The following is a 20423-nucleotide window of genomic DNA, read 5'->3' as shown; positions in this document are numbered from 1 at the left end:
GATCAGAGACAAACAGTAATTTGATATTCGTGCTCGCAGCAACAGGAATTTGTGCTCAATGATCGATGCTGTCCGTTTAGTTCGCGGGGTCTGATATTGCTACCACCATAAAGATTTACGACTTACCATTCCCCTGTTCAATTTCCATTATGAGAAGATGACGATGATACAGTAACTAGGTAACTACTGGATGGAATTATTTTCATGAGAATTTGTGACCCTGCGGGTCATGTAAGTTTAGTTCTGTCCATTTCTTCTCTGATTTAACTTAAGTTCCCCTCTTAATCTTCCATGGTGGAAAGGTCACCGGTTGGCAGTCCCAACTCCCAAGCTTTCAGAACCCTTCTCATAATTTTACCGCTTCTGGTTTTGGGCATTTTATCCCGGAATTCGATCATTCTTGGAGCCGCATGGGCAGCCAATCTCTCTTTTACGAACTTGCGAATATCTTCTTTCAGCTCGTCACTGGGATCAAAGCCTGCACGCAAGGTGATAAATGCTTTAATGATCTCACCTCGAACTGGATCAGGGACACCGATTACCCCCGCTTCAGCTACAGCCGGATGCTCTACCAGTTTGCTTTCCACTTCAAAGGGACCAACCCTCTCACCGGCGGTATTAATCACATCATCTACCCTCCCTTCAAACCAAATGTATCCGTCTTCATCCATATAGGCGGAATCTCCGGAAATATACCAACCTCCATGAATAAAATACTCCTTGTATTTTGCTTCATTGTTCCAAATTGTTCTCATCATGGCAGGCCATTTCGGCATAATCGCCAAATTGCCCATGTGATTCGGAGGCAATTCATTCCCTTCATTATCCACAATGGCTACTTTGATTCCAGGCAGAGGCTTCCCCATGGAACCTGGACGAATCGGCAAACAGCGAAAGTTGGCAGCAATAGTGGAACCCGTTTCTGTCATCCACCAGTTATCATGGATTCTGAGTCCAAGTACATCCAAACCCCAGCGAATTACTTCAGGGTTTAGAGGTTCCCCTGCCGACAAAATATGTCTTAGACTGGTCAAATCAAATTGTTTGGGAAGGTCATTTCCTTCTCCCATCAGCATGCGGAATGCCGTTGGTGCACTAAACCATACATTTACCCTATATTTCTCGATGGTCCCATACCAATCAGCAGGCTTGAATCGGCCTCCTCTGAGTACAACCGTTGCTCCATTTAACCAAGGAGCCCACATCCCGGCAGATGTACCGGTAACCCAGCCAGGATCAGCTGTACACCAGTAGATATCCCCAGGCTTTAAATCATAAACCCATTTTCCAGATATATATTGATGGCGCATGGCATCATGTACCTGCAATACTCCCTTTGGTTTACCTGTTGAACCAGAGGTATAATGAAGCAACATTCCATCTTCCCGATCAACCCATTCAATAATGTAGTCATCAGGAGCATTGGCCATTAAATCCTCATAACGAACCTGATTTTTCCCTGTTGCCTCATCTGCCCCAACCAGAATGACATGTGTCAAATCTGGCAGACTCTGTACAGGAATCCGATGGAGAAGTTGTGGCGTGGTGATGACGGCAACAGCTCCGCTGTCCAGAAGCCTGTCTTTTACCGCTTCTTCCATAAAAGCTTCAAATAAAGGACCAGCAATTAATCCTGCGCGGACTGAACCAATTAAAGCAAAATACAGTTCTGGACTACGGGGCATGAAAATAAACAATCGATCCCCCTTTTGCAAGCCCAGCTCTTTAATCCCATGAGCAAATTTACAAGAAAATGCTTTCACTTCCTCAAAGGTATATTTTTCATCCCTGATTCCATCGGTAAAGAGTAATGCGGTATCCTGTCCCCTTCCCTGTTCACAATGACGGTCAATCGCTTCAAAAACCATATTCACTTTCCCCGTCTCATACCAGGAAAAATATTTGTTCACTTCTTCCCAATCCATTGTGCGGCAAGCTTCTTCATAGTCCTTCAAATTGGCATTGGGGTCTAACATTTGGATCTCTTGTACATTTCTCTGCATCCATATCCCTCCACATTTTTCTCAAAATATAACAGAATCCATGACAATTCCTTCTGTTACATAACATTTTTCCTTATATTCTACACGAAATTTTAATTTCCTTCTTAATCTTCTGATTTTTTGTTTCTTTATTGTAACATGATCATGACAGCTTGTTTGAGGGAATTATTGACATGGTGTATATAATGTTTATCAAGTATAATAATGAAGTGTATATTTTATGTTTAGAAAGAGTGATATCTCATGTTATGGATCATTCTGATGATTACCCTTGCCATTTTGATTTATTTCGCTCACAAAAATACCTATCACATGCAGGTCAACAACATCTCCTTAACGGTACAGCCCAAGGATGGGATGATGGATAAAGATCTTCACATCCTCCATTTATCGGATCTTCATATGGAAAATATATCCATATCCCCTGAACATCTTTATGAACAGGTAAAGAATAAGCCCATTGATTTGATTGCGTTAACCGGAGATTATCTTGACCGTGCTAAGAATATTGACAAGTTTTTGACGTATGTGGATGTATTAAAAAAGCTAAATCCTTCCTATGGAATTTATGTTGTATTTGGCAATCATGATTATATCCTCAGAAAGCATCATTTCTCGCGTCTGAAGGATTCTTTAATTGAAAAAGGATGCCATGTTCTTCAAAACGAATCCCGCTCTATTCAAATCAATGGTCAATCCATTGAAATTATTGGGATTGATAACTTTAGCAACGGGAAAAGCGACTTGAATAAATCCTTTGAAGGAGTAGGAGACGGCATCCGAATTGTCCTTACCCATGACCCCAATGTGGTCCTCCACATGGATGATTATCACTTTGACTATCTGTTGTCCGGCCATTTCCATGGAGGACAAATATATTGGCCAAAGCCCTACCACCTGATCAAAATGGGGAAATTGGCAAGAAGAAATATTATTAAAGGGTTGCATTTCCATAAAAAAAGGGCCTTCTACATTAGTGAAGGCCTTGGTCAAACGGGATTTAACATTCGAGTAAAATCCCGTCCGGAAATTACTTTTCATAAGCTGACAGCAAAGAAGTCCGCCTAATTCATCTACTCGGCCTCCTGCTGTAGCAAACGGATAAGATACTCTCCATATTGATTGACCGAAAGAGACTTATTCCCGTTAAAGTATTTTTCAATTTCTTTTTCAATCATATTTTTTTTCTCACCATGGATAAATTGTCTTATAAAATCCTTTCCTTCGCTTAAGCGAATCAGTTCTCTATCCTGCTGGAACATGGTTAATCGTCTTTCGAGCCATTTTTTTAAAAGGGATAGGGATTTTTTGTTTTCCCTCGCTTGCTTTAATGCCAGCTCAATATCAATGACCCCATAGCCAAAATAAGGATCATATCCCGGTTCCCCCAAATCCTTAGTGCTGTTTCGAATCAGTTCCATGACCTGAACATTGGTTAAATACGGATTGGTTGCTCTGATCAATCCGGCTAGACCTGCAACATGAGGTGAAGCCATGGAGGTACCGGAAAGGGCAGCATACTGATGATCAGGAAAAGTGCTGGGGATATTTACTCCAGGAGCAGATACATCAATGTAGGGTCCGAAATTTGAAAAATCGGCCCTTGTGTCCTGAAACCCTGTGGCTGCTACCGCCAAAACTTCGGAATAGGCTGCAGGATATCCCGGTTGACTAGAGTTATCATTTCCGGAAGCTGCAACCAACACCGCATCCTTTGAAAAGGCATATTGAATCGCTTCTCTTACCACAAAGGAATCAGCATAATTGCCTAGGCTCATGTTAATCACGCTGGCTCCATGGTCGGCAGCCCAAATGATTCCCTTGGCGATATCAAAGGAAGAACCTTCCCCTGATGATCCGATCGCTTTAATTGGCATGATTTTGTTCAGCCACGTAATTCCAGCCACTCCTTCTCCATTATTCGTTTTGGCTGCGATAATTCCAGCAACATGGGTTCCGTGACCATGTTCGTCCCTCACATTCGAATTATCTTCAATGGAATTATATCCATCCACCAGCCGTCCTGCAAATTCGGGATGCGCCGGATCAATACCTGTATCAACAACAGCAATCACTACTCCTTCATTCCCCTTGGAAATTTCCCATCCCTGCTCACTATGTATGATCGGTAAATTCCATTGGTAAGTCTTATAAAAATAGTCGTTAGGTAGTAAATTGGGCAAATAAATATAGTGGGGTTCAACAAAAGAAACCTCTTTTCTTCCTTTGAAATATTGAATCAACTGACGGGTGGTCAGGCTGTTGGAACGAACAACGCATGTCTGACTTAATTTTCTCACCAGTTTGGCATCCGCATTCTTTAATATTTGCTGATGCTGTTCATTGGAAAGGGATCGGTTAAATTTTACAATCACTTCGTTTTTGATATAGTGGCTTTTGGGACTCCCTTTATCCATCGTTTCTACACCTAATCCGGTGGTTGAGGTGTAGAACGATTTTGTCATTCTTTTTTCAACGGATTTCAAATCAACAATAGTCATAAGCACTTTTCCATTTTTCAACGGAGAAAATAAAGGAATTTTATCCCTTTCTTTTTGAAGAGGAAAAGAATTTAACCAGATCTTGGCTTCTTCCTTTGATAAGATTCTCATCCATTTTATGGATATATCACCATTTTGAAGCACACTTATCTTAAGGCGACTGTCACCCCCAGATTTCGTCTCTTCATATTGGTTGGCCAAGCGGTCCAATCTCCGTTGATTTTCAAGAACCATTAACTGCTGACTGTGCATAATATCTTCCTTCAGAGTCGATTGAACCGTTAGCGTCGGATATTTCTTGGTTTCCGTTTTTACCCCCAGGATAGAGAATAAACTGAATGAAACGGCAAGAATTATGGTAATCCCATTTCCAATCCATTTTCTATATTCGCGCAAAATAACCACCCCGCTCTTCTACCTGTAGGGTGGTTTAAGTTGGCTTCTTTTATTCTGCGGACGTGTGAATCTTTAGTTCCATTCTATGGCTGAGGATCGTACAGGCAGTCCGGATCCTCGGAAAAAATCTCACGATGAGCCAAATAGCTCCTGAGGCGGCATCCTCCACATACCGTTAAATATTCACAGCTCCCACATTTTCCTGATGGCTCCAATTTACGTAACTGTTGAAAAATAGGGGCATCATTCCAGATGTCCTTTAACGGTACTTCTCTCACATTTCCGGCCAATTCCTTCAAATACCTGCAGGGATATACATCCCCACGATAAGAAATAAAACATTGTTTAATCCCTGAAACGCACCCTTTGGTAATCGACATTTCTCCAAAGGTTCTAGGTGATATTAACATTCCCATCTTCTCCGCCTCTTCCCGGATAACCCGGTAATAATAGGGAGCACAGATCGGCTTCAGTTCAAAAGGATAATTGATTGACCAATGAAATAACTGCCTTAAGATCTCATCAATCTTCTCGTTGTCCATATTCAAATGGTCGTCAAGCATTTGACTGCATCTGGCATTCATCCGAAAGTATACAGTAACGACAGCAACCCTTTGATCTTTTGCTAACTCCATCAGGAGAGGCAGTTCATGGACGTTGTCTTTTGTCAAGGTATAATTGTATTGAACACGAAAACCTGATTGGTTACCAATTTCTGTCGCATAAAGGACTGTATCAAAGCTTCCGTTTTTGCTATGAAAACGATCATGAGTTTCATGAGTAGCTCCCTCTAAACACAAATTGATCTGCCTTAATCCCATTTCCTTTAACTGCACAGCTTTTTCCTTAGTAAGCAAACTTCCATTGGTTGTCATGGAAACGGAAATATTCATCTTATCTGCCATCGCTATCAATTTCGGAAGATCTTGGCGAAGCAGAGGTTCTCCTCCTTGAAAAACCAGTTGAGCGGCAGACATCTGTCCTATGTCCCGAATTACATCCATGGCTTCATCTGTATTTAATTCCTCTGTGTAATCGCAAGCTGATTTCTTGAGGGTACAATCAAGACAAGGCGCATTACACCTTTTTGTAATTTCCCAATATACAATTTTTGGTCCTTGGTTGAGAAATCCAAGCTTTCCTTTCACTTTATCATCTTCTCCCCCCTGTATTCATTTCTAGTATACTGGAAAATTGAGCATATTCGTTTGAATAATTTATGAACAAACTGAGCCCTCGACGTACATCTTTTACTATAGGGCTAATTCCCGTTCTTTAGCCTCTTCGCTAAGTACCAATTCGACGGCTGTCCTTAGTGAATTCTTTGATATGAAAATACATGTTCATATCAATTTGTGACCCTTCGGGTCATGGAGGTTTAGTTCCGTCTATATAGAAAAAAATAGAGTGTAATTAGCTTACACTCTATTTCCTTTCGTCTGGGGACAATGGAAGGTTCCAGGTAAAATCCATATTCTGCAGCAATGGACTTTCCGCCAAAGATAATACGACGGTCTGCTTCTCTTCTGAAATCAAGGGATTCCCCTGATCATCAAGCTTGGGAAAGACAATAACCCCAGATCGGTGATGCCCGTCATTATTCACATCAATCCATTCAACTGGTTTTATTATTTTGTCCTCAACCAAAAGGGATGTCAGCTGCTTTATGTTCAACTGGTTCAAGTCTCCCTCATGGGTATCCATTGAAAAATGGATCAAAAGATGATCTTTGAAATGAACTTTTTGTTCGGGCTGTGTGATCTCGGGAGTTAGAAAGACTGCAGTAAAAATGATCCCTTTCTGCTCCTGAATGACTGAAAAATCCTTTAGATCCGGATCTGTTTGATCTGCATCATCTGCTCCATCTGCTTTTTCGACAGGCTGCCCGGTCTCAACCGGTATTTCCTCATAATCCTTTAATCTCTCTTCCACCAAGTCTGAAGTATTTAAGAAAATAAGCCAAGCTGATCCGACTGCAATGGCAATAGCAACTAATATCCACTGGGACTTTTTCATGAACTTAACTCCCCTATCGAAGTGAACTAAACCAAAAGATGCAGAATTAAAGATTCACACGTCCGCTATTGGAGTTCGTCTAAGGAAGTGATTCAGGTCCGCTTCAATTCTAAAGAACGGTGCCCTCAAAAACACCTGGGTATTTCAACGATGGCGTCAGTTTGAGGGCTAATTCCCGTTCTTTAGTCTCTTCGCTTAAGTGCGAACTCGAAGTCTGTCCATATGAATTCTTTAATTCCGTCTATTTAGTTCCATCCATATAATCTTGGCTATTGATGATGATATTTCACTTTGTTCTTTTTGCCGTTTTACCCTTGGCAATCGCCTTGCTGCTGTTCATTGGTGATTTCTTCGTATAGAGATAATACATAAAGAACAGTGCCAACAGGATGACGATCATACTTGTCCACTGAGCCGCCGTCCAGTTGAAGAGATAGCGAGGGGTGTCTCCCCTTAAAAACTCCAGCATGAATCTACCAAAAGAGTATAGGATGTTATAGGTCAAGAAAATATACCCTTTCGGCATTTCCCTCTTGGATAAAATCAAGACGATGGCAAAAACAATCAAATCCCACTGGCCTTCCATCACTTCTGCTGGCCAAAGGGGCTGGCTTCCATAAGTGGCATATGCCATGGTTCCTTCCGGATACACCAACCCAAAACTGGAACCAGTTGGGGAACCGAAGGCATCCCCGTTCAGGAAGCAGGCAATTCTCCCAACGGCCTGACCAAGAATGATCCCAGGTGTAACTATATCAGCAAATTCCCAGAAAGGAATTTTATGCTTTCTCGTATACCATATTCCAGTAACAAACCCCCCCACAAGTCCTCCTTGAATGGAAAGACCGCCGTTCCAAATCATCAAAATCTCATTTAAATTTTTGGAGTAATATCCCCACTGGAAAAAGAAAACTTCCCATAACCTAGCCCCGATGATCGCTCCAATCACCACATAAACTGTCATGTCCAATACATGATTTTCAAATTTTCCATACTGACGAGCCATAAAGTGAGCCACACCCACACCTAAAAGAATGGCTATGGCCACAATCACTCCATAGGAGCGCAATTCAAAATCTCCAATGGTTAACAATACTTGGTACATGTGATCCCTCCATCGATATCATTCAGAACTCTAAATTCAATCGTTCCGTTCACCTATAGAGTAAAATTAAAGAATTCTCTTTAATTTCATCCAATATAAATAACTGAACCTGATTAAAATACCCTGTTATTTTAGCATATCGCTATTAAAATTTTATTAAAATATCATGAAAGTTTCATGGAGAATCCTTATTAAAGCATCTTTTTTATTAAGATCTCTAACTCCTCCTGACCGATGGCTCCCGAATACTTATAAATCACCATCCCATCCCTGTTTATAAAAAAGGTTTCGGGAATCCCTGTGATTTGATAGGTTTTAGCCACTTCTCCCTGCTCATCTAAAAGAATCTGGTAGCTAACACTAAAATCCTTTATGAATTTCCGAACATTTTCCACCGATTGCTCGGTATTGGTTAAATTCACACCCAAAAAAATCACATCTTCCTTATACTTTTCATACAGCTTAACAAAGGTGGGGGTTTCTTCACGGCAAGGAGGACACCATGATGCCCAAAAATTAAGAACCACCGGCTTGCCCTTTAATTCAGACAAGGTCACTTCCTGACCATTGATATCCAGCAATGAAAAATCGGTAGCCGGATAACTCTCATACTCCTTGGATAAAAACAGGGAAGCATACTTTAATTTCTCTTCCTGCTGACCCACATACCATTTTATACCGATGACCAATGATGCAATCACGAACAAGGTTACGGCCCATCTCACTCTTTTCATCATCAAGTTACACCTCCCTAAAGGCAATAATAGGGTCTAGATTGGCTGCCCTAATTGCCGGGTATAAGCTTGCCAAAAGAGAGATAGCAATTGAGGTCAAGATCGTATATGACAAAATGGGTATGATCGGAATGGCTTCAACCATTAACCCCTCCAATAAATCGCTTTTCTCAATGATACGGGCCGATCCGTAGGCCAGGACAAATCCCAGGATGGCGGACAGCCCGCACAGCAGGGATAACTCCGATAGGATCATGGATACGATATGCTTCTTTCGATAACCGATGGCTCTAAATACACCGATTTCTTTTACTCTCTCATGAATCAGGGACATGCTAAAAATGAAAATAATCAGACTGCCCAGAAGTACGATAACCAGAGTAATAAAAAAAGTATACTTGATCAAATCAGATACGATGGAGTATCGAGCCGTATTTCCATCTTTTATTTGTTTAATCTCCACATTTTTTGTGATCGGACCGATGATCCCTTTAAGTTGGCCGATCAACTGATCGGGTTGTTCGGTCTTTACATACAAATCAATATAGTGAATTCCCTGGCCGCTTTCCATCGGGTAAAAAATAACCTGATCATCCTGGGTTCCCGTTTCCTTTAATAACCCGGTTACAACAAAAATTTCACCGTTCATTTCCATGGAATCACCCAAATTTAATCCATATTGGGCAGCAAAACGAGAGCCCAAAAGCAATTCATGCTGTTTTTCAGGCATGGCCCCCTCTATTTCCCACCACTCTTTCAATCGTGCCTCTTCCTTCATATTTAAGGCAACCATTAAAATTTCATGATCCTGATATCGGGAAATATCGACGCGCTTTGGAGAGAGGGCAATCATTTGCAACGGATCGCGAAGTTTGTCCAGTGCGGTTAAAACATCAGGGGACATCAGCGCTGCTTCTCTGACCACTTCTGTCCCCACGTTAATCCCTTGATAGGATAAAGTTAATTTTTCCGTTGGTGGGGATATGGAGAATTTTACTCCCATCTTATTAGCTTGATCCTCAAAATTAGCCTTCATTCCCAAGGTCAGCAGGAACAAAACCACAATGACCGAAATAGATAATGTGATCGTTAATAGAAAAAAAAGGGTCTTATATTTTTTTACGAAAATATTTTTATATACAATCGTCAACAGATTCATCAACCATCACTCTCCAGCATTCCATCCTTCACCCGGATGGTCCGCTTCACATAGGCCAGGTTTTCAGGATTATGGGTGACCATAATAATGGTTAGTCCTTCCTGATTTAAAGACTGAAAAAGTTCCATGATTTCAACACTGGTTTTAGAATCAAGACTGCCTGTCGGTTCGTCTGCCATAACAATGGGGGGCTGATTCACAATGGCTCTGGCAATGGCTACCCTTTCTTGCTCCCCTCCGGACAGTTGATTGGGTAAACGATTGATCTTGTTTCCAAGGCCTACTTTTCTCAATACCACCTCAGCCATTTCCCTCTGTTGATGTTTAGAATAGTTAGAAATCGCCAAGGGTAGCATTACATTTTCCAGTGCCGTCAGATAAGGGATCAGCTGAAGTTGCTGAAACACAAATCCGATATATGTCCGACGAAAATCGGCCTGCCTTTCAATGGGCAGACGGTATACATCAATATCATCGATCATTAATTTCCCTGATGTAGGAGGATTAAGCACTCCCAGAATCGTAAGGAGAGTGCTTTTTCCTGATCCGGAAGGACCCATAACTGCCGCGAAATCCCCGAAATCAATGGAAAGAGACACATCATGCAATGCAATGACTTCCCCATCGCCGTCTTTATATGTTTTTCTAATATCTATTGCTTCTAACAGTGCCAAGATTCTCTCCCCCTATATATGCCTTAAGGATTCAGTGGGTACCATCCTGGATGCCTGAACCGCCGGAATGAATCCTGAAATGATTCCCAATATTGTTGATGACAACAATATCACACTGCCAAGAAGATAATCCCATGATATCGTCGGTGCAGAAACCATAAAAACAGGGGATAACCCTTTGGCTAAGAGTGTACCGAAGATAAATCCAGTAAAGCCTCCGAACAACCCCACAATGGCTGCTTCGGTTAAAACCATTTCTGCTACATGGGATTTCCGGTAACCGATTGCACGAAATACACCAATTTCCCTTGTTCTGTCTTTTACGGATGCCATCATAGTTAAGGTAACAACCACCACTCCAATCATTACAACAATAATTGAAATGGCAGTAGCCAATTGGGCGAAACGGTCGATGGTTTGTTCCCTAGCCTTAACCGCATCCTTCATGGCAATGACATTCGTTTCAGGCAGCTTCTCCTTGATTTGCTCGATGATTTGCGGCAAAGGGCAGGTGGTGCAATATGCGGCCACTTCAATGAAGGTAAGCTGATCCGGACGGTTAAATAGGGTTTGGACGGTCATGATATTGGCATAGATCATGTTATCCTCTTCTGTTCCCTGTCTGTCAAGAACCGCAGTAATAAGGAACTCTTTTTCTTTAAAGGTTAACGTATCTCCCGTTTTCTTTTCTAACTGCTCTGCTGCTTCACTTCCCAAAAGTATTTCATTTTCCGCAAAGGGCCATTTTCCATCCAGCTTCCACCATTTTTTCAGCTGTTTTTCAAATTGAAAATAAACTCCCGCTACAACATAAGGGGTTCCTTCGATATCAACAGGCTGAAGCAATTTAGGAGCAACCGTCGCTATATTCTCCTTATTGGGAATGGTATTGATCAGAATGTAGTCCTGGGAGGTAAGCATACTCTCCTTCCCTTTTTTAGGAATGGTGATATTCCCATAGGTCAAAGCGCTATTGGACTCTTTCGGGGTAATGATAATATTCGGACCGATTTCATCAAAGGCATTTCCCACTTCCAAATTCATGGTTTTTACTAATAGATATAAGGAGACGACGGTGGTCATTGCCAATGAAATTCCCAATACCAAAAAGAAAAAATGGCCTTTTCTCCTCTGAAAATGTTTAAAAGCAATCGATTCCAGCCTCATATGCAATCTTCCTTAGATAAAGTCTTTCTTACATTCCCGTCACATTAACCACTTCTCTTGGTTTCCAGTTTTCAATGACGGTTTTTTCCACTTGTATGATGTCATTCTCCACCGTATAAGGAATTTCCTCAGGAGGATAGTTGACACAGCCGCCCCATACCCCTTTTAAATCATTCAATCTCCATACGGAACCGCACGTTTCACATATTAAGACCTTGTCATCAGTGGTTCCGTCAATTCTGAAGGTTTCTGAACGACAGGGTTCACAATAGCTGACGGTAACCACCACTCTCCCTGCCGGAGAAATGTAGGACATCAGCGGAAGCCGGAAATCCCCATTAGTGTATTCTGTAAAAATCAACCGCCTGTTCTTTACCTCATCCAACTTGATGGTCACATATTGATCCGTCATTTGATGTTCAATGGCAGTCATGGGTATCACTGAGTCATATTTTACAGCCTGACCGATATTAAAGTTTCCAGCCACATATCTTGTTCTGGGAATATTGTTGGCGTTGGCTGTAATAAACCATGTGATCCCCACAACGGCAATAAGAACAGTTAATAGAATCACAATAAAATTATTTTTTCTCCTCCGTTTGGCCAATTGCATAAATTCTTCTTTCTTAATGGAAGTGTCATCCAATCTGGGTTGTTCCCCCATTCTTTTTCTCTCCCTTCCGTCCCTGTTCCTCATAAATTTCCTGCAACAAAGCCATTTCTTCTGCAAGCTTTTTCTGTCTTTTTCCCATTACCATCAGATAAGCAAAAAGAAGCAGAAAAATAATCGTATAAGCTGCAAATAAATAACCCATTAAAGTCCCCTCCTTAAAGAACATATTCTCTTACTTGTTCTTTCAACTGTTCTAATTTGATCTTCATATGCTGCAAAGCTATTCCGCGATTTAGCAAGACGATATAAAGAATCGTAAACAGCACCACACTGGTCAGCAAGGTGACCATCATGGAGGGTTCAATTCCTCCACCTGTCTGATCCACTCCCTCGCCAAAAACAACTGGATGCAATTTGGTTCGCCACCATCGAATGGACATGTAAACGATGGGAACATCAATGAAACCAACGATACCAAAAACGGCAGATAATCTCGCCTTTTTCTCCCAGTCACCATCCATTTCCCTTACCATCAGATAAGCAAGGTAAATAAACCATAAAATCAAAGTGGTCGTTAATCGAGGTTCCCACGACCACCAGGCATTCCATGAGGATCTGCCCCATATGGGTCCGGTGATTAAAACAATCGTGGTAAACAATACCCCAATTTCCGCTGATACACTAGCAATGACATCATATTTTCTGTTTCTGGTTTTCAAATAAAAAATACTGGTAATAAATACAACAAAAAAGGCCAGGAAGGCATTCCATGCAGATGCAACATGGAAATAAAAGATTTTTTGCACGACCCCGAGCATCTTATCTGGCGGAACCCAGGGAAATACTAAATAAAGGGCGATGATCATACCCACAAACAAGATGGGAAGGGTGAGTTTTTCCCATTTAAAAGCATATCTCTCCATGAACGTCACACCTCCAGTAAATAATCAAAGAGAAGCATTGGAATCACAAAAAATATCACATCAAAGACAAGGATCAACCGCAGCCAGGAATAACTGGAGGCTACGTTTTCCCCGCTTAACAGGATTCCAGTGGTTTCCACAGCCCCAATAATTAGGGGAGTTACAATCGGAAATAAAATTAATGGCAGCAGCAATTCACTCGACCTGGAATGGGCTGACAATGCCGATAAAAACGTGCCGATGGCAATAAATCCGAAGGTGCTGGATACGACAACCGTAAGAAACGGGAAGAGATTTCCCTGCCATCGGTAATCAAATAACACATACAACAGCGGAATGGAAATAAGTTCCACAATGGATACCATCAAAAAATTGGCCAACATTTTCCCCACATAAATGGCTGAACGATCAACAGGGATCAGCATCATACCCATGAGACTGTGATTCAATTTTTCTGAAACAAAGGACCGATTTAATCCTAAAATTCCAGAAAACACAATCATCACCCACATCATGCCAGGAAATACTTCCTTAACTGTCGCCCGCATCGGATCAAAAGCAAAGCTGAAGATCACAATAACCAAGGAAGAGAAAATAACCATGGTGCTGAACATTTCCTTGGTTTTTATCTCCGATGCAATCTCCTTTCCAATAATAGTAAAAAGAACGTTTAAATATTTCTTCATCATCAACCCTCCACCGCTTCATGATATACCCGCAGCAAGCTTTCCATTGAATGTTCACGGGGGTTGAGTTCCATTTTGATTAAGCCTTGGGATAAAATCACGATCCGATCTGACAACTTTAATGCTTGCTCAAAATCATGGGTGACCATCAACAGCGTGCATCCCTTTTTCTGCAAATCCTTCATGACCTGCTCAAATATTAAATTGGCCTGCTGATCCAAGCCAGTATGAGGCTCATCCAGCAGTAAAACTGAAGGCTGATGAATAAGGGCTCTGGCTATAGCCAATCTTTGTACCATTCCTCTCGAGAAAGAGGCTATCGGATCATTTTTAACATAGTAGAGGCCTACCAATCTTAGACTTTCTTCTATCCTGCGGTTCAATTCCTTTACTCCATACAATTTTCCATAGTATTTAAGATTCTGCCAGGCCGTTAAATGATCATAAAGCAGGCTGTGATGAGCAAGATAACCAATTCTTTCACGAACGAGATTGGGTTTTCGTTTTACATCAATCCCTTCCACTTCTACTACTCCGTATGTGGGATTAGTTAAGGTGCCGATCACTTTCAACAGGGTGCTTTTTCCTGCTCCATTGGGACCCAAAATGGTAAGAAATTCTCCTTTATTTATGGTCTGTGAAATGCCTTTTAAAATATATCTTTCACCAATTTTTTTCTGGAGCTTATGGATCTTAATCATTCTGTCAGCTCCCGAAGCTGGAGTTTCACATGGATCAATTGCTCCTTATAAGCATTTCGCTTATCCCGATACACCGATTCAGGAATATTTCCTTTCTGATGGGCCTCGTCCATTTCCACAATCTTCTGCATCAGAACCTTTTGCTTTAACAGAAGCTTGTCAAAGAGATCATCCTTCTCATTTCTAGAAGCCTCCAGACGTTCCTGCTCCATCATTCGATAACGTATATATAAAGCGATTCCCGAAATAACCACAACTCCCAAGATGATTAAAAAAATATGGGGATTCATGGAACGCAAAGGTGATTGGTACCACACCCGAATATGTCCAGGATTGTGAAATTGGGGAGCCTGTTTGGAAATAACGGGTTGGGTTGAACCTCCCATATTCATTCCGGCCATGTCATCTGTAGCCGGTTTCAATAAAAACTGAATATCCAACGGTTCTTCTGCTTTTACATCTTTAGCCGTATAGTATTTATAGGTATTGTCATTGATGGTCACTGGTTCGTTGGTTGTAAATCTCTCACTAGCAATAGAGAGGTTCATTGCTGCCGGAATCAGAATATTTAAGGTATCTACATCATAGTTTTGGGTAAATGACAAAGTCCGGTCACTGTTGAAGTCAGGGATTTCATAACTGTAGCTGATGTCCGTTGATGTTTGGTCACCGGTATCAAATGTTGCGGTAAAACCTTTCGGTAACTGCTCCAATTCTTCTGCCTTTTCAAACACAAGATTGGTTGCCCCCTGGGGCAAAGTGCTTGTAAACGTAATTTTTTCAGGAAGGTTTTGATTCGCTGGATTTTCAAATGTAATAATTTCGTAGATTTTTAATGTTGTTCCTTCCCCGGAAATGATCAAGTGTTTAAATTTCATATGAAAAGAATCCTTAGACTTGCCCATCGCGACATAGGAAAAAGAAAGTAGAAAGATCAGAGGAATCATCATCAGCAAGAGTATATAATATTTTCGCGTATACAAATGTGACATGATTATCCCCTCTTTTCCTGTTTTAGCTTGGAAAGCTGTTCACGAATTTCTTTTTCGATTTCTAGTTCCACCTGTTTGGTCATATCGGCAACACTTTCCTCTTGGATACCCTTTTCCTCTTCTTCCTTCATCATTTTTGCCGCTAAGTTTTTATATTGACTTGACATCTGCTCATAATCTTCTTTGGATAATTTATTAGTTAGATAGTCAAACTCCAATTCATTCAAAGTGGTATAAATGGTTTCCATACTCACTTTTTCATTTCCCATATGAGCCTTATGGGGAACAACTTCTTTCTTTAATAAAGGATCTGCCACGATATAAAAGGACAGAATAAATAAGATAATTAAGAATATCGTAGAAAAAATCATTTTCTACTCCCCCTAAAAATACTTTTTTCGCTCTTCATCAATCATTGCCTGATATATTTCCTGTTCCATCTCGTTTTCCAGTGCCTTTACCTCCCCGACTCTCACCCTCCGATAAATCCATCGGTCCACGGCCAAATAAATGAGGAGAGCCCCGGCCAATAGTGCGACGAAAGGCAATATCCATGCCGTTAAGCTGAATCCCTGTTTAAGGGGTTCCCTTAACACACCTTCTCCATAAATGGAAATCATATAGGAAATAATCTCATTTTCAGTCATTCCTTTTTTGATCATTCCATCCAGATCAATCCTCATCTGTTCAGCCGTCGGATTAGTGCATATTTCCAAAGCCATCTCACAGCCATCCACACAGATAAATTCCTTTTCTAATTTTTGAAACAGCGGATGATTATAATTGATATGTTCTCCGGCTATTGCAGGTCCCGGAGAGGAAACAAGAAACACAACTAACCCAATGACTCCAAGGACCGCCAACTGCCACCATTTCATACGGATGACCCCCCGTCGGAATTCACCACATACTTCGGTGTGTATTTTGGAGTAACGTTACCGTAGCGGCCAAACCATACGGCAAATACTGCTCCAATGATCACCACGGCTGCTCCAATCCAAATCCAGATGACTAATGGGATTACTTTGACTTCAAAGGTTGCGCGACCATCATTTTCCCATCCGCTTAAGACGACATAAAGATCTTCTCTAAAGGTACTGTATATGGCAATTTCCGTCGTGGGCATCGGCCAGTATGAATAGAAGACTTTTTCCGGTTTAATGATGCCTAAGTTTTTTTCACCGTCTTTGATCACGCTTAACTCAGCATATACCACATCATTCTTGCCTTCTTTTCTCTCGGCAATATTTTCATAGGTTAATTTGTAATCACCTATGGAAACAGATTCTCCGAATCCGAGAGTAACGGTCACCTTTTCCTGAAATTGGCTATAACCCATAATTCCAAGAGCCATCAGCATAATACCAAGGTGAACGATATACCCCCCAAAACGGCGGCGATTTCTAGTGATTAACCGGAAAAATGCAAGGAATACATTTTCATTGGTCATTTTTTTTCTGGCTCTCGTACCCCTTATGAATTCAATGAGGTGAGTAATGATGACAAAGGAAATGATCGGAATAATGAGCAAGGCCCAGAATTCTCTTACCCCCATAAAATAGATCGTCAAAAATAAGCTGAAACTTAGAGCAACAGGTACAAAGAAGTTATTTCTAAGCTGATTCCAGGTTGATTTCTGCCATGCAATCAACGGACAAATTCCCATCACAAGGATTAATGCACCCAGAATTGGAGCACTCACTTTGTTATAAAAAGGAGGTCCCACTGTCACTTTGGTGCCTGTCACCGCTTCGGAAACGATTGGAAAGATGGTGCCCCAAAAGGTAGCGATAAATGTTCCCACTAAAAGCAAATTGTTTACCAAGAAACTGCTTTCCTTGGAGAGAAACGATTCAAATACTCCTGAATCCTGCTTGAGGAGATGTAAACGTGTGAATAGAAAATACAGAGAAATAACGGTAGCCAAGCCTAGATAAACAAGGAACCATGTTCCAAGGGTTCCGTCCGAGAAAGCGTGAACAGAGGTTAATATGCCGGAACGGACCAAAAATGTTCCAAATATGCTTAATAAATAAGTCATAATGATCAGAACCATGTTCCAAATTTTTAACATATTCTTTCTTTCCTGAATCATTACGGAATGAATAAAAGCCGTCCCCGTCAACCAAGGCATAAATGATGCGTTCTCAACGGGATCCCACATCCAGATACCGCCCCAGCCCAGTTCCTGATAAGCCCATGCTCCTCCAAAAAAGTTCCCTAAAGTTAAAAACAACCATGCGATAACTGCCCATCGGCGGGTAATCTTAATCCAAAAATCATTGTTCACGTCCCGTACAAACATGGCTGCCATGGCAAAGGCGAAGGGAACGACAAATCCTACATAACCCAAATAAGTCGTCACCGGATGAAGCATAATTCCCGGGTTCTGTAACAGGGGATTTAACCCTTTTCCATCCTGAACGGCCTCTGGATTTAAAGCAAAAGGATTGTCCACAAAAACCAACAGGAACAGGAAGAATATACTGTTGGCCACAAGCACTGCTCCCACATACGGAACCAGTGGGTTATCCTTTAGTTTTCGGTGATACATATTAATGACAGTGTAAATACTTAGGGTTAACGCCCATAAAAGGAGAGATCCACCATTGCCAGCCCAGAAGGCTGTCAGCTTATAAAACATAGGGAGGTCAATATTGGTATACTGGGCCACATATTTGACGGAGAAATCGCTAGTTCCCAGCAAATACCACAAGATCAATGATGAAAGGGACACTATGATTAAGACAACGATGGTTCCTCTTTTCGCACTGTGAATCAGCCTTTCATTTTTCATTCGAATGCCTAACAAGAAAGCAATGAATGCATATACTGAAAAAGCTAACGCCATATACATACCAACAAAACCGATTTGTGACAACATGAAGCTTTCTCCTTTCTTAATTTACGAATAACTATAGATGTGGGACTAAGGATTCACACGTCCGCTAGTCGAGCTCGGGCAAAAATGATTCAATTCCGCTTCAAGTCTAAAGAACGGAGCCCTCAAAAAACATCCGGGTATTTCAATGTTGGAGTCAGTTGAGGGCCAATTCCAGTCATGAGCCTCACTGCTTAATAAAGTTTCATCTAATCAGGTTTCTTTGCTGTTGCTGTCACTTTCACCCGGTGCCTCATATTTGCTGGGACATCTGGTTTTTACCGTTTCAGCAATAAAGAGATTTTGTTCAGGATCATATTTGCCGTCGGCAATGACAATGACATCATGAGAGAAATTATCGGGTCTGATTCCGTTGTATCTCACATTTAGTGGTGTTTTCTGATCATCCAATATGGTAAATTCCAGGAGGATTTTATCCGCATCCCAATGAATACTTTGTTCATTTAAATTTCCTTGGAGGGTAATAAATTTATCCTTATATTTGTCAGGGTTATTTATCAATTCCGTAATGGTCAATTCCACACCAGTCTGTGCAGGAGTAGAAGTAAACAACAGGACGAGAATGGCTCCCATGATGACAAATGAACCAATGATAATTTTTGTATTTTTACTCATATTGATCACCTGCTTTTCTTAAGATTCTTCATCATTTTCTGATAAGTACTCTCATCAATCTTTCCGTCCAGCAGCATTTTTCTTAATTTTTTCTTCTCCTTTTCCAATGAAGCATGACTCTTGGAAGATTTTTGTACCTTCAGATCTTTGCCATTGACCGGCACCGCTTGTTTATTCTTTAACCCTAGGTAAAGCAGAAAACCGAAGACCAGTATGGAAATGGCAATGATCACGAATCCGGTACTAAAATTTTTATTTTTACTTTGTGGAATCGGTTGTGCAGAGGAGGTTTCGTTCATCTGTACCGTTTCCTTTATTTTTTTCGTAGGGAGATTGTCTTTTTTTACATAAGACACGGTATACGTAAATTCCTGATTCGGTTCCACATCATTCAGATAGTATTTGTAGTACATTTCACCATTTACATCCAAGGTTTTTGTTTCCTTCGGACTGACTTGAAAGTTGTCTGCCCTCAAAGGTTTCACGATATCCACATTTAACACTGGTATTTTATATTGCTGGGAAAAAGTATAGGAGAACGTTTTTGTTGTATCCCCTTGAATCGGATTGGTAAAAAATTCAACCATCACCGGAAACTCCTCCCCCGGTTTAATCACCCGGGATGGAATAAAAGAAACGGTCTTTTCCTTCTCATTAATTTCATAGGGTTGACACAGCATTCCCTGCTCCGTTTCACAAACCATGTTTATGACAAAATTAGGGGCATCCGTTGGGACAGAAAAGGTAATTGGCCCTTTAAAATCTTTCCCTGTATCATTCACCATGGTTGCATAATATCCGATTAATACAGAAGGGGTATCAGCTGGCCACTTTTGGGGAACATCATTTTCCGGCATGATCTGCACTGTGATATCTTTAATGGAAAGAGTTTGGGACCCTTCGGCAAAGACAGGACTTATCGCGAGGAAAATTAAGAGAAACACAGGAATAATCATCGCATTTTTTTTATACATTTCTTTCACCCTTCCTAATAGTTGCCATCCAATATTTCTAGTATTAATATAAATAAAAACCGGGATGAATTATATAAGGTTGAAACAAATGTAAAAAAGAATCCATGGTTTCTCCATGGATTCTCCTCAGTTTTTAGTTGAGTCCATATAATTGTGTAAAAACGGAGTCTCTTTAAAAAATAAGAGAGCCATTTCAAAAACCCTCGGTTAGAATGAAGTTGTCCAGACAACATTCCAGGAGAGGGGATTTTGAAAATGGCTC

Annotated in this window: 21 protein-coding genes; 1 reads left to right on the top strand and 20 read right to left on the bottom strand. The window is 41.0% G+C overall.

Annotated elements, in window-relative coordinates:
• Positions 1–281: 281 nt before the first annotated feature.
• Positions 282–2003, bottom strand: coding sequence for an acetate--CoA ligase (acsA, locus tag L1765_RS14570; RefSeq protein ID WP_236408218.1), 1722 nt, complete (start codon positions 2001–2003; stop codon positions 282–284).
• A 243-nt stretch (positions 2004–2246) separates the two neighbouring features.
• On the opposite strand from acsA, the gene L1765_RS14565 reads away from it, so the two are divergent.
• The gene (locus L1765_RS14565; protein WP_236408217.1) at positions 2247–3071 is read left to right on the top strand and encodes a metallophosphoesterase; all 825 of its coding nucleotides are present in this window, start codon (positions 2247–2249) and stop codon (positions 3069–3071) included.
• A 5-nt stretch (positions 3072–3076) separates the two neighbouring features.
• Here L1765_RS14565 and L1765_RS14560 read toward each other — a convergent pair whose 3' ends face one another.
• From L1765_RS14560 to L1765_RS14470, 19 genes are all read right to left on the bottom strand, one after another.
• Positions 3077–4900, bottom strand: coding sequence for a S8 family peptidase (locus L1765_RS14560; protein WP_236408216.1), 1824 nt, complete (start codon positions 4898–4900; stop codon positions 3077–3079).
• A gap of 83 nt (positions 4901–4983) precedes the next feature.
• The gene (locus tag L1765_RS16140) at positions 4984–6048 is read right to left on the bottom strand and encodes a radical SAM/SPASM domain-containing protein (RefSeq protein ID WP_236408215.1); all 1065 of its coding nucleotides are present in this window, start codon (positions 6046–6048) and stop codon (positions 4984–4986) included.
• A 277-nt stretch (positions 6049–6325) separates the two neighbouring features.
• On the bottom strand, positions 6326–6916 hold the full coding sequence (locus tag L1765_RS14550) for a hypothetical protein (protein ID WP_236408214.1): 591 nt from the start codon (positions 6914–6916) through the stop codon (positions 6326–6328).
• A 286-nt stretch (positions 6917–7202) separates the two neighbouring features.
• A complete protein-coding gene (lgt, locus tag L1765_RS14545; RefSeq protein WP_236408213.1) occupies positions 7203–8021 on the bottom strand; it encodes a prolipoprotein diacylglyceryl transferase in 819 nt (272 codons plus the stop codon).
• A gap of 191 nt (positions 8022–8212) precedes the next feature.
• On the bottom strand, positions 8213–8758 hold the full coding sequence (locus tag L1765_RS14540; RefSeq protein ID WP_236408212.1) for a TlpA family protein disulfide reductase: 546 nt from the start codon (positions 8756–8758) through the stop codon (positions 8213–8215).
• Between the two features lie 4 nt (positions 8759–8762).
• A complete protein-coding gene (locus L1765_RS14535; RefSeq protein ID WP_236408220.1) occupies positions 8763–9914 on the bottom strand; it encodes an ABC transporter permease in 1152 nt (383 codons plus the stop codon).
• Positions 9914–10588, bottom strand: a complete 675-nt coding sequence (locus L1765_RS14530; protein WP_329610052.1) for an ABC transporter ATP-binding protein — start codon at positions 10586–10588, stop codon at positions 9914–9916. Before L1765_RS14530 ends, L1765_RS14535 begins: the two co-directional genes overlap by 1 nt.
• A gap of 12 nt (positions 10589–10600) precedes the next feature.
• On the bottom strand, positions 10601–11755 hold the full coding sequence (locus tag L1765_RS14525) for an ABC transporter permease (RefSeq protein ID WP_236408211.1): 1155 nt from the start codon (positions 11753–11755) through the stop codon (positions 10601–10603).
• 28 nt (positions 11756–11783) lie between these two features.
• Positions 11784–12419 (bottom strand): Fe-S-containing protein, encoded by a 636-nt coding sequence (locus L1765_RS14520; protein WP_236408210.1) that lies wholly within the window; start codon positions 12417–12419, stop codon positions 11784–11786.
• The gene (locus L1765_RS14515; protein WP_236408209.1) at positions 12394–12570 is read right to left on the bottom strand and encodes a CcmD family protein; all 177 of its coding nucleotides are present in this window, start codon (positions 12568–12570) and stop codon (positions 12394–12396) included. The genes L1765_RS14520 and L1765_RS14515 overlap by 26 nt, the downstream gene beginning before the upstream one ends.
• Positions 12571–12583: 13 nt before the next feature.
• Positions 12584–13291 carry a cytochrome c biogenesis protein gene (locus L1765_RS14510; RefSeq protein WP_236408208.1) on the bottom strand — a complete coding sequence of 236 codons (708 nt, stop codon included), beginning with the start codon at positions 13289–13291 and terminating at the stop codon, positions 12584–12586.
• A 5-nt stretch (positions 13292–13296) separates the two neighbouring features.
• Positions 13297–13977 (bottom strand): heme exporter protein CcmB, encoded by a 681-nt coding sequence (locus L1765_RS14505; protein ID WP_236408207.1) that lies wholly within the window; start codon positions 13975–13977, stop codon positions 13297–13299.
• A 2-nt stretch (positions 13978–13979) separates the two neighbouring features.
• Positions 13980–14678, bottom strand: a complete 699-nt coding sequence (gene ccmA / locus L1765_RS14500; RefSeq protein ID WP_236408206.1) for a heme ABC exporter ATP-binding protein CcmA — start codon at positions 14676–14678, stop codon at positions 13980–13982.
• Positions 14675–15670, bottom strand: a complete 996-nt coding sequence (locus L1765_RS14495; RefSeq protein ID WP_236408205.1) for a hypothetical protein — start codon at positions 15668–15670, stop codon at positions 14675–14677. The genes ccmA and L1765_RS14495 overlap by 4 nt, the downstream gene beginning before the upstream one ends.
• 2 nt (positions 15671–15672) lie before the next feature.
• A complete protein-coding gene (locus tag L1765_RS14490; RefSeq protein WP_236408204.1) occupies positions 15673–16041 on the bottom strand; it encodes a hypothetical protein in 369 nt (122 codons plus the stop codon).
• Positions 16042–16053: 12 nt separating this feature from the next.
• Positions 16054–16548 (bottom strand): cytochrome c-type biogenesis protein, encoded by a 495-nt coding sequence (locus L1765_RS14485; RefSeq protein WP_236408203.1) that lies wholly within the window; start codon positions 16546–16548, stop codon positions 16054–16056.
• Positions 16545–18554 carry a heme lyase CcmF/NrfE family subunit gene (locus L1765_RS14480; protein WP_236408202.1) on the bottom strand — a complete coding sequence of 670 codons (2010 nt, stop codon included), beginning with the start codon at positions 18552–18554 and terminating at the stop codon, positions 16545–16547. The genes L1765_RS14485 and L1765_RS14480 overlap by 4 nt, the downstream gene beginning before the upstream one ends.
• Positions 18555–18764: 210 nt before the next feature.
• The gene (locus tag L1765_RS14475) at positions 18765–19187 is read right to left on the bottom strand and encodes a cytochrome c maturation protein CcmE (protein WP_236408201.1); all 423 of its coding nucleotides are present in this window, start codon (positions 19185–19187) and stop codon (positions 18765–18767) included.
• A 5-nt stretch (positions 19188–19192) separates the two neighbouring features.
• On the bottom strand, positions 19193–20161 hold the full coding sequence (locus tag L1765_RS14470) for a hypothetical protein (RefSeq protein WP_236408200.1): 969 nt from the start codon (positions 20159–20161) through the stop codon (positions 19193–19195).
• Between the last annotated feature and the right edge of the window lie 262 nt (positions 20162–20423).

The sequence above is a fragment of the Microaerobacter geothermalis genome (assembly GCF_021608135.1).
GTDB classification, from domain to species: domain Bacteria; phylum Bacillota; class Bacilli; order DSM-22679; family DSM-22679; genus Microaerobacter; species Microaerobacter geothermalis.
The sequence above is the reverse complement of the archived record's forward strand: the minus strand, read 5'-3'. Positions and strand labels throughout refer to the sequence as shown.